The organism is Robertmurraya sp. FSL R5-0851 (genome assembly GCF_038002965.1).
GTDB classification, from domain to species: Bacteria; Bacillota; Bacilli; order Bacillales; family Cytobacillaceae; genus Robertmurraya_A; species Robertmurraya_A beringensis.
Map to the genome: position 1 here is coordinate 2,728,321 of NZ_JBBOOE010000001.1, position 14,553 is coordinate 2,742,873.

A 14,553-nucleotide genomic window follows, 5' to 3' on the forward strand; every position below is an offset into this window, starting at 1 on the left:
GTTGTCCTGTATGGGCATTTTCACTAATTAGTAACCTCTTCATCATCAAAAAAAACCTCCTTGAACGATATCAAGGAGATTTTTCATCCGATAAATCCTTACAATTTAGCTACTCTCTTCTCTGAGACGGAGAAAGAAACTTCATTTTCTAGTACTTTCTTTTCTTTAACAACAGGCTTTTTATTTAGGTACACATATAAAGCTCCGACAAAAATACTTCCTCCAATTAAATTTCCAAGGGTTACAGGTATGATGTTATGGATTGCTGACCAAATGGTAATCGTTTCTGGATGTGGAACCATTAGAGCAATTCCAAATAGCGCCATATTTGCAATGCTGTGTTCATAGCCAGAGATAACAAAACCAAATACAAGTAAGAGGGTTAATAGGAGTTTTGCTACGTCACCTTTTACATGCATTGGTAACCAAATAGCTAAACATACCAGCCAGTTACAAAGGATGGCACGAAAAAAGATTTCTAATGTATGTCCGTGCATCTTATAACTTGCAACGTCCATCAAAAGTTCCGATTTGTCTGGTGATAAAAATAAGCCCGATAGCATAATCAGAAGAGAAAAAAACAATGCTCCAGCTAAATTGCCAAAGTAACAAGCCAGCCAGATTTGCAACGTCTCATACCAGGTAGTTTCCTTTCTTAACGTTCCGATGGTCATTGTCATTGCGTTACTAGTAAACAACTCCGCCCCACCGTAAATAATCATTACGAGAGCAGTCCCAAAGAAAATCGCTACCAACAGCATCGCAGATGGAGACCCGGCATCAAAGAAAAATTCTCCCGTTTTATACGATACCATGATTCCGAAACCAATATAGACTCCAGCAAGCATTGCTTTAATAAAGTAATGGAGTTTAGATGACATCCACGTATCTCTTTTTTTCTTAGCGTTTAATGCCGCTTCCTCAATAGGTGTAAGCTCATTATACATGTTCAGGATCCTTTCTCTTTTCAAAATGTGAAAAAAATCACAATATTTACTGTCATTTTACCCCTCATTCTCACTTTTGTTAATAGAAAAACTATTGAACGCTTCGTGACTATTTGTGAAACGGTTACATTACCCGTATTTCATCATTAAACTATTGAAAGCTAGGGTTTACACTATTTGAATATGTAAAACTCCCCTTTCACTGCTGTTACAAATATCACTATTATAAGAAATTATTAAGTTAAATGTGATTTCTGTCACAAAACGTTAACTCATTTTTAAGTAAACTATATTGACCAGTTACATAACATTCTTTTAAATAAAAATATATGGCCAACGCTTAAAGGAGGATACCGATGGTGATTCAAAAATATAAAGAAGAATTATCCTACGAACTTGGCGAATTATTAAAATCGGCTGAACGAATTGTACCTATAAAAAAAGGAAGCTATCTGTTTAAAGAAGGACAAGAAGCAAGAGAAATGTATATTATTTTATCAGGTAAGGTTCAAATTTCAAAAATGAACGCTGAAGGCAATGAGCTGAGCTTAAGACTTTGTAAGCATTATGATATTGTAGGAGAACTAACCTTATTTACTGTGGATCCAAGGTATATATTTAATGCCAAAATAATAGAAAATGGTGAAGTTGCAGCCATCAATATTACTGAACTTGAACATGCCTTTTTTAAAAATAGCCAGTTAGCTATTGAATTCCTTCGATGGATGAATGATCATATAAGAAAAACCACTACTAAGTTTCGTGATTTAGTGTTAAATGGAAAAAAAGGAGCACTCTATTCAACCATTATTAGGTTATGTAATAGTTATGGTGTATTAAGAGAAAATGGAATTGAAATATCGGTTCCATTAACCAATCAAGATCTAGCGAATTTCTGTGGCACAGCAAGAGAAAGTATTAGTAGAATGCTGACTGAATTAAGAAAGAAACATATTATTTCTATTAACAAAAAAATAATTACTGTCCATGACCTAAGTTATTTAAAAAAGGAAATAGATTGTGAGAACTGTCCGATTGAATATTGTAATATTGACTAATCGTAATCGTCTATTTTAGGCGATTATTTATTTTTTTGTCGAAAAATCGTGTCAAACACTATCGGAATATTTACTATATTTATGATTGAAAAATAGTTTTATAAAATGATAGTATTAACCATGTAAGCGTTGTCATAGTTTGGAAATTCTAAACCATTTAATAGCGGGAGGGAAACAATGAGTCAATTAACTGTTCAATTGCATGAAAAAGTAGAGAAATTCCTATCTGGTAAAAAGAAGCTTTTTATTAATGGAGAATTCGTCGAAAGTAAAGCTCAAAAGACTTTCGAAACCTATAACCCAGCTACTGGCGAAGTGCTAGCAACTGTTTTTGAGGCCAACGAAGTAGATGTAGACCTCGCTGTGAAGGCTGCTAGAAAAGCTTTCGATGAAGGTCCTTGGTCAAAAATGGGTAGCGCCCAAAGAAGTAGATTAATGTATAAGCTTGCTGACCTAATGGAAGAAAATGCAGCTGAACTAGCGCAACTTGAAACATTGGACAACGGTAAACCAATTAGAGAAACTACGAATGCTGATATTCCTTTAGCTGTTGAACATATGCGATATTATGCGGGCTGGGCCACGAAAATTGTCGGGCAAACAATTCCGGTTAATGGACCGTACTTTAACTATACAAGACACGAAGCAGTCGGGGTGGTTGGACAAATTATTCCTTGGAACTTCCCTCTTTTAATGGCCATGTGGAAGCTAGGTGCTGCACTAGCAACAGGATGTACAGTCGTACTAAAGCCTGCTGAGCAAACACCACTTTCTGCCCTATACTTAGCTGAGTTAATTCAAGAGGCAGGCTTCCCTCCTGGTGTTGTCAATATCATTCCTGGATTCGGTGAAAAAGCAGGTCAACCGCTTGTTGACCATCCACAAGTTGATAAAATCGCTTTCACCGGTTCAACTGAAATTGGGAAAATGATTATGGAGAGAGCAGCCAAAACCTTAAAGAGAGTAACCCTAGAACTTGGCGGAAAATCGCCAAACATCCTGCTGCCAGATGCTGATCTTTCAAAGGCAATTCCTGGAGCACTAAATGGGGTTATGTTTAACCAAGGTCAAGTGTGCTGTGCGGGTTCTCGTGTCTTCATTCAGAAAAAGCAATTTGATAATGTTGTTGCTGATATGGTAAGTCATGCGAAGAACATTAAGCAAGGAGCAGGTCTACACTCTGACACAGATATCGGACCTCTTGTTTCAAGCACACAACAAAAACGCGTTCTTGGGTATATTGAAAAAGGAATTGACGAAGGAGCCGAGCTATTAGTTGGTGGAAATAATCCATTTGAACAAGGATACTTTGTTTCACCAACGATCTTCGCCAATGTTAGTGACCAAATGACAATCGCTAAAGAAGAAATATTTGGTCCTGTTATTTCTGCTCTTCCGTATGAAGACTTAGATGAGCTTATTGCTCGTGCAAATCAAAGTGAATACGGCTTAGCTGCTGGGCTATGGACTCGTGATGTAGCTCAAGCACACTACGTAGCCAACAATTTACGAGCTGGAACGGTTTGGGTGAACTGCTATAACGCATTTGATGCCGCTTCCCCGTTTGGTGGTTATAAGCAATCTGGTCTTGGTCGTGAAATGGGCTCTTATGCACTTAACAACTATACTGAAGTTAAGAGTGTATGGATTGGAATGAATTAATCACCACAAAAAAGCGAGAGGGTCTTCCCTCTCGCTTTTTTTATAAATAAATATTAGTAGTTGTAGCCTCCACCGAAGAAACCTGCTCCAACAACGATTAGCAAGATAAACAGGACAACGATTAAAGCGAAGCCGCCTCCATAACTTCCACTCATATTTTTTCACCCTCCTCTATAGCCTTTTCACTCCTAGTGTATTCAGACAGTATGTCATCGGTATAGATGAATGTCCTATATGGATCAATTTAATATGTTCACAATATGTCCATAGGATTTTCCTTCAAGATTCATTATCTTAAATAGAGGAGGTATGTTCATGAAGAAAATATATATGATTTGTTCCATTATAGTCATTGTTGGTATTACTGCTGGTATATCCTTTTTTTTAATTCGTGATGCCAATGCAACCATTCCTGATGATATTGTTTTAACGACAATGAACAATGAAAGCTTTGATTTTAGTAAAACAGAGAAAAAAATAAAACTTGTTGAATTCATGTATACGCATTGTCCTGATATTTGTCCCACCACAACATTGAAAATGAATCAATTAAAAAAGGATCTTGAAGAGGAAGGCGTATTTGGAGATAAGATTCAATTTCTGACGGTTAGTATTGATTCCTATAGAGACACACCGGAAGTGATGAAAAGTCACATGTCCCATTTTGAAATTAAAGACGATGGAAACTGGATATTCTTAACTAGTGACCCCAATAATATTAAGGAAGATCAAAAGGATATTGAACGTTTAGCCAATACCTTTCAGTTTCAATATAGAGATCCAGGTGATGGTTTCTATGTCCACTCTACTTTCGTTTTTCTAGTAGATGAAAACAATAGATTTATTAAGAAATTCCCTATGGGTGAAGATTTTAAACGAGAAGATGTCTTTAATAAAATAATGAAGGAAATACAATAAAACGAGCGGCGTCAATAGCCGCTCGTTTTATTAATTTGTTGAAGAAGATAATTTTGCTTGTTGCTGTAGAAGGAGAATTGATTTTGGGCGAGGTTTTGAAAAACTTACCTTAATTCCTGACCCCTTTAACCGATTAACTAAGTCTATTAATTGTTTTTTAGCCATATTAAAGACTCCTTTTCCGATCTGATTAGCTTTATTGTACATGATAAATATGAAAAAAATATGAAATTTCATCATTTTTTTCTATGAAAATAAAACTTTTATTTAAGGTTGATTTTTTTGGCAATGCTGATGATATAGAAATTCATGCGAACAACCAGTAAAAAGTGTTATAATGAAAATTATTGTTTATTTTGTTTGGAGGAAAAGAAATGATTACAGTAACAGACGTAAGCCTTCGATATGGTGACCGTAAACTATTTGAAGATGTAAATATCAAATTCACACCTGGTAATTGCTACGGATTAATTGGGGCAAATGGTGCAGGAAAATCAACATTTTTAAAAATCCTATCTGGTGAAATAGAGTCACAAACCGGTCAAGTTTCCCTTGGACCTGGTGAACGATTGGCCGTATTAAAGCAAAACCACTATGAATTCGAAGAAGAAGAAGTAATGAAAGTAGTAATCATGGGACATAAGCGTCTATATGAAGTCATGCAAGAAAAAGACGCAATTTATATGAAAGCGGACTTCACAGATGAAGACGGAATGAAAGCTGCTGAGCTTGAAGGAGAATTCGCGGAGCTAAACGGTTGGGAAGCCGAATCAGAAGCTGCCATTTTATTAAAAGGGCTTGGAATCACTGAAGACCTTCACACAAAAAAGATGGCAGATATTTCAGGTTCTGATAAAGTAAAGGTACTTCTTGCACAAGCTCTATTTGGTAAGCCAGATGTTCTTCTACTTGATGAGCCGACGAACCACTTAGACATAAAAGCAATCCAATGGTTAGAAGAATTTCTAATCAACTTTGAAAATACCGTTATTGTTGTATCCCATGATAGACATTTCCTTAATAAAGTATGTACGCATATTGCGGACCTAGACTTTTCAAAAATCCAAATCTACGTTGGAAACTACGATTTCTGGTATGAGTCAAGCCAGTTAGCACAGAGAATGGCTCAGGACCAAAATAAGAAAAAAGAAGAAAAAATAAAAGAACTTCAAGCTTTTATCGCGAGATTTAGCGCTAACGCATCTAAATCAAAGCAAGCAACATCAAGAAAAAAATTACTTGATAAAATTTCTTTGGATGACATTCGTCCATCATCTAGAAAATACCCGTATGTTGGTTTTACTCCTGAAAGAGAAATTGGAAACGACCTGTTACGTGTGGAAGGAATAACAAAAACAATCGACGGAGAAAAAGTTTTAAACAATGTTAGCTTCGTAATGAATAAGGAAGATAAAATTGCACTTGTTGGAGCAAATGAACTTGCTAAAACAACCTTATTCAAGATTTTGACAGGTGAAATGGAAGCTGACAGTGGGACGTTTAAATGGGGTGTTACTACCTCTCAGGCGTATTTCCCAAAAGACAACACTTCTTACTTTGAAGGTAGTGAGTTAAACCTTGTAGATTGGTTACGACAGTTCTCCCCTGCTGATCAAAGCGAAAGCTTCCTTCGTGGCTTCTTAGGAAGAATGTTGTTTTCTGGAGAAGAAGTACTAAAGAAGGCTAGCGTTCTTTCCGGAGGAGAAAAGGTCCGCTGTATGCTATCCAAAATGATGCTAAGTGGTGCGAATGTCCTTCTATTGGATGAGCCAACAAACCACTTAGACTTAGAATCAATTACTGCAGTTAATAATGGTTTAATTAACTTTAAAGGCTCACTTATGTTTGCATCACATGACCATCAGTTCATTCAAACGATTGCCAACAGAATTATTGAAATTACTCCAAATGGTATCGTTGATAAGCAAATGACTTATGATGAATATCTAGAAAATAGTGAGATCCAAAAACAAGTAGCAGAAATGTATAAATAAAACTAAAAGAGAGCCAATTGGCTCTCTTTTAATGTCTTTTTGTTTTTCGTCTTGCACTATCTTTTTTTGTCCCAGCCATTTCATTTTCTGTTGTGCCTTGTCCTTCAACTTGCGGAGAACTTAATCCAACAGTAGAAGGATCTTTTTTTCGATTTGACATAATGAAAACACCTCCACTGTTAATTTTTAATATTTAGATGGTTTTTATCCGCTCTATAAGACAACTTTTTTAAAATTGTTTCCTCATTGTTTCATCCATTCAAAATACGGTTTCTCCACATTCCTAAGAATGCTCCAATTAACGCAAATCCTAATCCAATTGATATGGCTTTCATCATAATAGGTGTAGATTTATCACTTGGTTTGGTTTCTCCTATGATAGAAGCAGTCTTTGGAGAAGTTTTGATTTTATATTTTGCTAAAGAGATCGTTTGAATCTTGTTGTTCGAGGAATCATATACGGTTAAGTCTCCCTCTTTTGTTACATCTACTACAGTAGAATCAGTAAGAGGCTCTGTTATATATAACGGATCTGTCACAACAAACTTATCCTTCTCATTTTCAAAAGTTGTATTCACAGGAATTGTTGAAGTTTTAAAGTTAGAAAATCCAAAGCTTAGCAAATTAATTGTATCATTATATATATCACGTTTATACGTTGCCCCTAAACCAATGACTGTTAATCCAAGTTGACCATTAGAAGCAGTTGTTGCTAACGTTTGCCTTGATTCATTCACAAAACCCGTCTTACCACCTGTAATACCTTCGAATGGAATTTCTCCCTTCAGTAGTAAATGATGTGTTAGTAAGGTTGTATCCCATGATTGACCATCCCATTCCAAATCTTTTGTTCCGAAAATTTCTTTAAATGTTTCATTCTTTAGTGCGTAATTCGTGATTAGCCCTAAATCATACGCTGTTGTATAGTGGTTTTCATCAAAAAGTCCATGCGGGTTCGTGAAATGAGTATCCTTAACACCAACCTCATTTCTTAGAAATTCATTGATGTGTTTTTCGTATGTGTCCATACTGCCGTCAATATGAAGGGCAATAGCTGCAGCTGCATCATTTCCTGAATTAATAAGCATCCCTTGAATTAATTTCTTTAGTGTAACTTCTTCTCCCTCATTTAAATATACTTTTGTTCCCTCAACTTCAATAGCCTCATTATTTACTTTTACTATTTCATCTACTTTTGCAGATTGAATTGCGTAAATGGCAGTTGCAATTTTTGTTAAACTAGCAGGATACATACGTTCATGCTCGTTTTTTGAGTAAAGGACCGCATTGGATTGTGAGTCCATTAATATTACCGAATCGCTTATAATGGACAGCTCGTCCATTTCGTCAGCAAACACTTGATTTGAACTTAATGCAAGGATAGTTAGAAAAATAAAAGATAGTTTTTTAAACACTGTATGCACACACCTTGTTTGAAATCAGTCTTTTTCGATTGTACCAAAAAATTTAGCATGTAAGCGTATAAATTATGCATTTGTTACGAAATTGAAAAACTAGGTAATATTTCGTGCTTTATAACGAAAAACCGATACTTAGGTCGTAAATTTACATTCATAGAAAAAGTATAGACAAGTTTCCATTACCTTGATGCATATAAATTAGTAGAAATAAATTTTTTGGAGGGGTACGATGCAGTTTCTAGTAGTCAAAAAACGTTCTCTAATATTTTCACTTCTTTTGTTAGGTTTGGTTTTCTCCGCCTCCCTTTGGATTTATTTAAACATGGGAAGCGAGGCAGTCGTTCAAACATCAGTAAATGATTCTACGAGAGAAATTCATTTAGTCACTGGCGAGTTTGAAGCGACTACTAAAGATGGAAAAGAAATTGAAGCCTATCGCTTTGACCCGGGGACCATCTTTCTACAAAAGGGTGAGAAGGTAAAATTAAAGATTATGGGAATAAACGGTGCTAATCATCCATTTATTATTGAAGGCACAGACATTAGCGGTAAAATTCTTCAAGGAGAAGAAACTGAACTAGATCTTCAGTTTCAAAAGAAGGGTGTCTATCGATTGGTTTGCTTAACCCACCATGATTCAGATTCAAACGGACCAATGACAGCCTATATCGTTGTAAATTAACACTTGTTGACGATTGTGTGTAAAACGCACAGTCGTTTTTTATGTTCCACCAAACTGTCAAAATATCTACATAACCTAATTGACCACGAAGAGATTTCTCACGTTACAATAGTGATATTAAAAATAACTTTTTGTATAACAGATTTTATTTTTCATCAAATCATTATAGTACAGTTTTCTTTTTTTACTATTCCATCACATAACAAACCTCTGAAAAACCTAATGTTCATAACATTGTCAAAATGTCACCTAGATTATGTGATGTATTTCACTAATTATCTGTTATACTTCAAGTATGATGTATTTGTATCATCTGTTATATAAACATTTACTAAGAGGTGGACTCAAATGGAACAGTGGAAAGGTTTTTCAGAAGGCACTTGGAGTAAAGAAGTAAACGTTAGAGACTTTATACTAAGAAACTTTAAAACGTACGAAGGAAATGATTCCTTCCTTGCAGGCCCTACTGAGGCAACAACAAAATTATGGGATCAAGTAATGGATTTAACAAAACAAGAAAGAGAAAACGGTGGCGTCCTTGATATGGATACCGAAATCGTATCTACCATTGTTTCTCATGGCGCAGGCTACTTAAATCAAGATTTAGAAAAAGTAGTGGGTGTCCAAACTGACAAACCGTTCAAACGCTCCCTACAGCCATTTGGCGGAATTCGTATGGCACAACAATCATGTGAATCTTATGGTTTTGAGTTAAATAAGGATGTTGAAAAAATCTTTACTGACTATCGTAAAACACATAACCAAGGTGTATTCGATGCTTACACCGATGAAATGAAAATGGCACGTAAGGTTGGTATCATTACAGGTTTACCGGATGCATACGGACGTGGCCGTATTATCGGTGACTACCGACGTATTGCTTTATATGGTGTAGACTTCTTAATTCAAGAAAAGAAAAAGGATCTAGCTGGTACTACTTCAGTTATGAAGGAATCTGTTATTCAGCTTCGTGAAGAATTGTCAGAGCAGGTTCGTGCCCTTAACGAATTAAAAAAATTAGCTGCAAGCTACGGATTTGATATTTCTAGACCAGCTACTACAGCTACAGAAGCTTTCCAATGGCTATACTTTGGATACTTGGCAGCAATTAAAGAACAAAACGGAGCTGCAATGAGTCTAGGGCGCGTTTCAACTTTCTTAGATATTTATATTGAAAGAGATTTAGAAAACGGTGTACTTACAGAGCAAGAGGCACAAGAATTGGTTGATCACTTCGTTATGAAGCTACGTCTTGTAAAATTTGCTCGTACTCCTGACTATAACGAACTATTTAGTGGAGACCCAACGTGGGTAACGGAGTCAATCGGTGGTGTAGCAAATGACGGACGTGCATTAGTAACGAAAAACTCTTTCCGTTTCTTGCATACTCTTACTAATCTAGGACCGGCACCAGAACCAAACTTAACAGTACTTTGGTCTACTCGCCTTCCTGAAGGCTTCAAAAAGTTCTGTGCGAAAATGTCAATCGAAACAAGTTCAATTCAATATGAAAATGACGATATTATGCGCCCAGAATGGGGCGATGATTACGGAATTGCATGCTGTGTATCAGCAATGGAAATTGGTAAGCAAATGCAGTTCTTCGGTGCTCGTGCAAACCTTGCAAAAGCACTGCTATATGCGATCAATGGTGGTAAAGACGAAAAACATAAACTTCAAGTAGCTCCAGAGTTCTCCCCTATCACTTCTGAAGTACTAGACTATGAAGAAGTAATGGCGAAATTTGATTCTACCATAGATTGGTTAGCTGGTCTTTACATTAATACACTAAACATCATCCACTATATGCATGATAAGTATAGCTATGAAAGAATTGAGATGGCTCTTCACGATACAAACATTCTTCGTACTATGGCAACAGGTATTGCTGGACTAAGTGTTGTTGCTGACTCATTAAGTGCGATAAAATACGCTCAAGTTCGTCCCGTTCGTGACGAAAACGGTATTGCTGTTGACTTTGAAATAGAAGGCGACTTCCCTAAATACGGAAACAATGATGATCGCGTGGACAGCATCGCTGTTGATTTAGTTGAGCGTTTCATGAAAAAGCTTAAAAAACACGAAACATATAGAAACTCTATGACTACTATGTCTATTTTAACAATCACTTCTAACGTGGTGTATGGTAAGAAAACAGGTAACACACCTGATGGTCGTCGCGCTGGTGAGCCATTTGCTCCTGGTGCAAACCCGATGCATGGTCGTGATACAAAAGGAACTCTAGCTTCTCTTGCATCTGTTGCTAAGCTTCCTTATGCTTACTCATTAGACGGTATTTCAAATACTTTCTCAATTGTACCAAAAGCCTTAGGGAAAGATGACGACAGCCGTGAACTGAATCTTGTAAGTATTCTTGATGGTTATTCAATTAAGCAAGGACATCACTTAAACGTAAACGTATTTAATCGTGAAACATTGCTTGATGCTATGGAGCACCCAGAAGAATATCCACAATTAACGATTCGTGTATCTGGTTACGCAGTTAACTTTATTAAGTTAACAAGAGAACAACAAATGGATGTTATAAACAGAACATTCCATGGTTCACTATAAAAAAATGATGTAGGGAGATTGCAAACATCTCCCTACCTGATAAATGAGAGGAGTTTTTCATCATGAACGGAAACATTCATTCAATCGAAACATTTGGAACAGTAGACGGACCTGGAATTCGCTATGTCGTATTTACACAAGGCTGCTTGCTTCGTTGCCAATTTTGTCATAATGCGGATACTTGGGAAATCGGAACTGGAAAACAGATGTCTGTTTCCGAAATCATCGATGATTTAAAAACATACTTACCTTTCATCGAGTCATCAGGTGGTGGAATTACTGTTAGCGGTGGTGAACCGCTTCTACAAATTCCATTTTTAATAGAACTCTTTAAAGAATGTAAAAAGCTAGGGATTCACACAACTATTGATTCTTCGGGCGGTTGTTTCTCACACGCGGAACACTTTCAAGTAAATCTTAAAGAATTATTAAAATACACTGACTTAATTCTACTTGATATCAAACATATTGACAGAAAGAAGCATATTTCCTTAACCGGAATGGCAAATGAACATATACTTGAATTTGCTCAATTCTTATCCGCTCATCAAGTTGCTGTATGGATACGACATGTTCTTGTACCAACCATTTCAAATGATCTTGACGATCTAAAAAAACTTGGGGATTTTATTGGTACACTTTCGAATGTTAAAAAGGTCGAAGTTCTTCCATATCATGAACTTGGAGTATATAAATGGGAAGCTCTTGGGATGGAGTATCCATTAAAAGGTATTCAACCACCAAGTGATGAAGAAGCCCAAAAGGCTCTTGAACTTTTAACTGCTTCAGTAAAATATGCATAATAAAAATGGGGAGCAATTAGATTTGCTCCCCGTTTGTTTATTTCCACCAATCATCAAACATCGTTGTTGGCGGGCGACGTTTATGTTCTGTTATGAGAAATCTCTGTTCAATTTTTTCTGCTACCTCATTCGCCACTTCTTTTCCTTCAAGAAAATCATCTAGTTCTTCATATGTAATTCCTAGTTCCATTTCATCTGCTTGACCTGGCTTTTGATCTAATAAATCAGCTGTTGGGACTTTTAAATAAAGACGTTCACTTGCACCGAGTTCTTTTAGTAGCTCGCGTCCTTGTCTCTTTGAGAGTCCAGATAGTGGCAGCAAATCTGCTCCCCCATCACCATATTTTGTAAAGAATCCTGTAACAGCTTCAGCTGCGTGGTCAGTTCCAACAACCAGTAAGCCTTCCTGCCCTCCGATTGCATATTGGGCAATCATTCGCATTCTCGCTTTTACGTTCCCCTTATGATAATCACGTAACGGTTCTCCTGCTGTTTTTTGATCATATTCAAACTTTACTGCATCTACTGCTTCCTTAATATTAAAAACGAATTCCTCATCCGGCTGTATAAACTTAAGGGAGCTTTGAGCATCATCTTCATCTTGCTGAATACCGTATGGTAAACGGACAGCAATAAACTTACATTCATAGCCTTCTTGCCTTAATTCTTCCACCGCTAATTGAGATAGCCTACCAGCTAGCGTGCTGTCTTGTCCCCCACTAATCCCTAATACTAAACCTTTTGCGGTTGTTTTCTTCACGTATGCCTTTAAAAAAGCAATGCGTTCGTTCACCTCTTGGCGAGCGTCAATAGAAGGCTTCACATGTAACTCATTTATTATAAGACTTTGAATATTTCTCAACTCTTCTCCTCCTTATCTTATATTTTGAGATTTAATATTCGCCTTAACCTCTGCTATATTTCTCATTTTGTTATCCCAACATTTTTGACTCAAGTCCACTGGGTATTCCTCTGGGTTTAGCGCTCTTGTATACTCCTCCCAAAGCAGTTTGAGATTTTCTTTTGCATAATTTTGCATTTCAACCAAACTTGGTACCTCATATACTTGCTCTCCGTTAATAAAGATATCCTCGTGAAGGTCCTTTGCTGTGAAATTCGTAATGAATTTACTAATATAGGTGTGAACGGGATGAAACATTTTAATTCTAGACTCTGCTTCCGGATGTTCCTCATCCATCGTAATATAATCGCCTTCAGATTTATGGTTTTCATTATTAATAATCCGGTATACCCTCTTTAGACCAGGGGTAGATACCTTTTCAGGATTACCACTAATTTTAATTGTATCAACAAGCTCTCCATTCTCACCCTCAATGGCCACGAGCTTATAAACAGCACCTAATGCGGCTTGGTCATATGCAGTGATTAACTTTGTACCTACTCCCCACGTATCAATCATAGCTCCCTGAGCTTTTAAGTTAATGATGGTGTACTCATCAAGATCGTTTGAGGCAATAATTTTTGTCTCCGAGAAACCAGCATTATCAAGCATTTCACGAGCTTTTTTTGAGAGATACGCAAGGTCTCCACTATCGAGACGAATACCAAGAAAATTAATTTTATCACCAAGTTCCTTAGCAACCTTTATCGCATTTGGTACACCTGATCGTAGTGTGTCGTATGTATCTACTAAAAACACACAGTCCTTATGTCTACGAGCGTATTTATGAAAAGCAATATACTCATCTTTATATGCTTGGACCAAAGAGTGAGCATGGGTGCCAGCTACTGGTATGCCAAACATCTTTCCTGCACGAACATTAGAGGTAGCCTGGAAACCTCCAATATAAGCTGCTCTTGTACCCCAAATAGCCGCATCCATTTCTTGAGCCCTTCTAGTACCAAACTCCATTCCCACTCCATCACCGATCACTTGTTTAATCCTCGACGCCTTCGTTGCAATTAACGTTTGATAATTTATAATATTAAGAAGTGCCGTTTCAATTAGCTGAGCCTCTGCTAATGGAGCTTCCACTCTTAATAACGGCTCATTTCCAAAAGCAATTTCCCCTTCGACCATGGAACGAATATTCCCTGTAAAGGTTAACGTTTTTAAATAATCAAGAAAGTCTTCCTTATAATGAGCAACTTCTCTTAAATATTCAATATCGCTATCTGAAAAACGAAATCCTCTTATGTAATCAATGACTTTTTCTAAGCCTGCAAAAATAGCATAGCCATTTCCAAAAGGCAAATTTCTAAAATATAAGTCAAATACTGCTTTCTTGTTGTGTATCCCATCCTCCCAATAAGTTTCTGCCATATTGATTTGGTACAAATCCGTATGTAAGGTCAAGCTATCGTCTGGATAGTCACGTTTCATTACTAAATTCTCCTTAACTTCAAAAATGCATTTTAACTTATCATAGCGAAACTACCTTTAAATGTCACGATTTTAGGTAAATTGTCAAAATAAATCCTTATTATCTTCGAATTTGCGTATGAGTTTATGATTTACTATACTTATAAGGAG

At 36.6% G+C, this 14,553-nt stretch carries 14 protein-coding genes; 7 read left to right on the forward strand and 7 right to left on the reverse strand.

From position 1 onward, the window contains the following. Positions 1–98: 98 nt before the first annotated feature. Positions 99–947 carry a formate/nitrite transporter family protein gene (locus tag MKX65_RS13975; RefSeq protein ID WP_160547059.1) on the reverse strand — a complete coding sequence of 283 codons (849 nt, stop codon included), beginning with the start codon at positions 945–947 and terminating at the stop codon, positions 99–101. 356 nt (positions 948–1,303) lie between these two features. On the opposite strand from MKX65_RS13975, the gene MKX65_RS13980 reads away from it, so the two are divergent. Continuing rightward, a complete protein-coding gene (locus tag MKX65_RS13980) occupies positions 1,304–2,005 on the forward strand; it encodes a helix-turn-helix domain-containing protein (RefSeq protein WP_160547058.1) in 702 nt (233 codons plus the stop codon). A 177-nt stretch (positions 2,006–2,182) separates the two neighbouring features. Beyond that, complete coding sequence (locus MKX65_RS13985; protein WP_340904100.1) at positions 2,183–3,667, forward strand: aldehyde dehydrogenase family protein; 1,485 nt, start codon at positions 2,183–2,185, stop codon at positions 3,665–3,667. A gap of 53 nt (positions 3,668–3,720) precedes the next feature. Here the strand turns inward: MKX65_RS13985 and MKX65_RS13990 are convergent, their stop codons facing one another. Next, positions 3,721–3,822 (reverse strand): YjcZ family sporulation protein, encoded by a 102-nt coding sequence (locus MKX65_RS13990; RefSeq protein WP_340904101.1) that lies wholly within the window; start codon positions 3,820–3,822, stop codon positions 3,721–3,723. Between the two features lie 160 nt (positions 3,823–3,982). Here MKX65_RS13990 and MKX65_RS13995 point away from each other — a divergent pair, with 160 nt between their 5' ends. Continuing rightward, positions 3,983–4,585 carry an SCO family protein gene (locus MKX65_RS13995; protein WP_160547055.1) on the forward strand — a complete coding sequence of 201 codons (603 nt, stop codon included), beginning with the start codon at positions 3,983–3,985 and terminating at the stop codon, positions 4,583–4,585. A 30-nt stretch (positions 4,586–4,615) separates the two neighbouring features. On the opposite strand, the gene MKX65_RS14000 is transcribed toward MKX65_RS13995, so the two are convergent. Continuing rightward, a complete protein-coding gene (locus MKX65_RS14000; protein WP_340904102.1) occupies positions 4,616–4,750 on the reverse strand; it encodes a hypothetical protein in 135 nt (44 codons plus the stop codon). Between the two features lie 209 nt (positions 4,751–4,959). On the opposite strand from MKX65_RS14000, the gene MKX65_RS14005 reads away from it, so the two are divergent. Beyond that, positions 4,960–6,579 (forward strand): ABC-F family ATP-binding cassette domain-containing protein, encoded by a 1,620-nt coding sequence (locus MKX65_RS14005; RefSeq protein WP_160547054.1) that lies wholly within the window; start codon positions 4,960–4,962, stop codon positions 6,577–6,579. A 28-nt stretch (positions 6,580–6,607) separates the two neighbouring features. On the opposite strand, the gene MKX65_RS14010 is transcribed toward MKX65_RS14005, so the two are convergent. Both MKX65_RS14010 and MKX65_RS14015 read right to left on the reverse strand, forming a co-directional pair. Further along, positions 6,608–6,739 carry a YuzL family protein gene (locus MKX65_RS14010; RefSeq protein ID WP_119708670.1) on the reverse strand — a complete coding sequence of 44 codons (132 nt, stop codon included), beginning with the start codon at positions 6,737–6,739 and terminating at the stop codon, positions 6,608–6,610. 91 nt (positions 6,740–6,830) lie between these two features. Continuing rightward, entirely contained in the window at positions 6,831–7,994 is a 1,164-nt protein-coding gene (locus MKX65_RS14015; RefSeq protein ID WP_340904104.1) for a D-alanyl-D-alanine carboxypeptidase family protein, read from the reverse strand. Positions 7,995–8,229: 235 nt separating this feature from the next. Here MKX65_RS14015 and MKX65_RS14020 point away from each other — a divergent pair, with 235 nt between their 5' ends. The 3 genes from MKX65_RS14020 to pflA all read left to right on the forward strand — a co-directional run bounded on the left by MKX65_RS14020 (position 8,230) and on the right by pflA (position 12,059). Beyond that, positions 8,230–8,682 carry a cupredoxin domain-containing protein gene (locus tag MKX65_RS14020; protein WP_160547053.1) on the forward strand — a complete coding sequence of 151 codons (453 nt, stop codon included), beginning with the start codon at positions 8,230–8,232 and terminating at the stop codon, positions 8,680–8,682. 348 nt (positions 8,683–9,030) lie between these two features. Further along, a complete protein-coding gene (gene pflB, locus MKX65_RS14025; protein ID WP_340904106.1) occupies positions 9,031–11,256 on the forward strand; it encodes a formate C-acetyltransferase in 2,226 nt (741 codons plus the stop codon). A gap of 62 nt (positions 11,257–11,318) precedes the next feature. Continuing rightward, positions 11,319–12,059: a pyruvate formate-lyase-activating protein gene (gene pflA, locus MKX65_RS14030; RefSeq protein WP_160547051.1), complete on the forward strand. Its 741-nt coding sequence runs from the start codon at positions 11,319–11,321 to the stop codon at positions 12,057–12,059. 37 nt (positions 12,060–12,096) lie between these two features. On the opposite strand, the gene nadE is transcribed toward pflA, so the two are convergent. After that, complete coding sequence (nadE, locus tag MKX65_RS14035) at positions 12,097–12,921, reverse strand: ammonia-dependent NAD(+) synthetase (RefSeq protein WP_160547050.1); 825 nt, start codon at positions 12,919–12,921, stop codon at positions 12,097–12,099. A gap of 12 nt (positions 12,922–12,933) precedes the next feature. Then, positions 12,934–14,403, reverse strand: coding sequence for a nicotinate phosphoribosyltransferase (locus MKX65_RS14040; protein ID WP_160547049.1), 1,470 nt, complete (start codon positions 14,401–14,403; stop codon positions 12,934–12,936). Positions 14,404–14,553 lie beyond the last annotated feature (150 nt).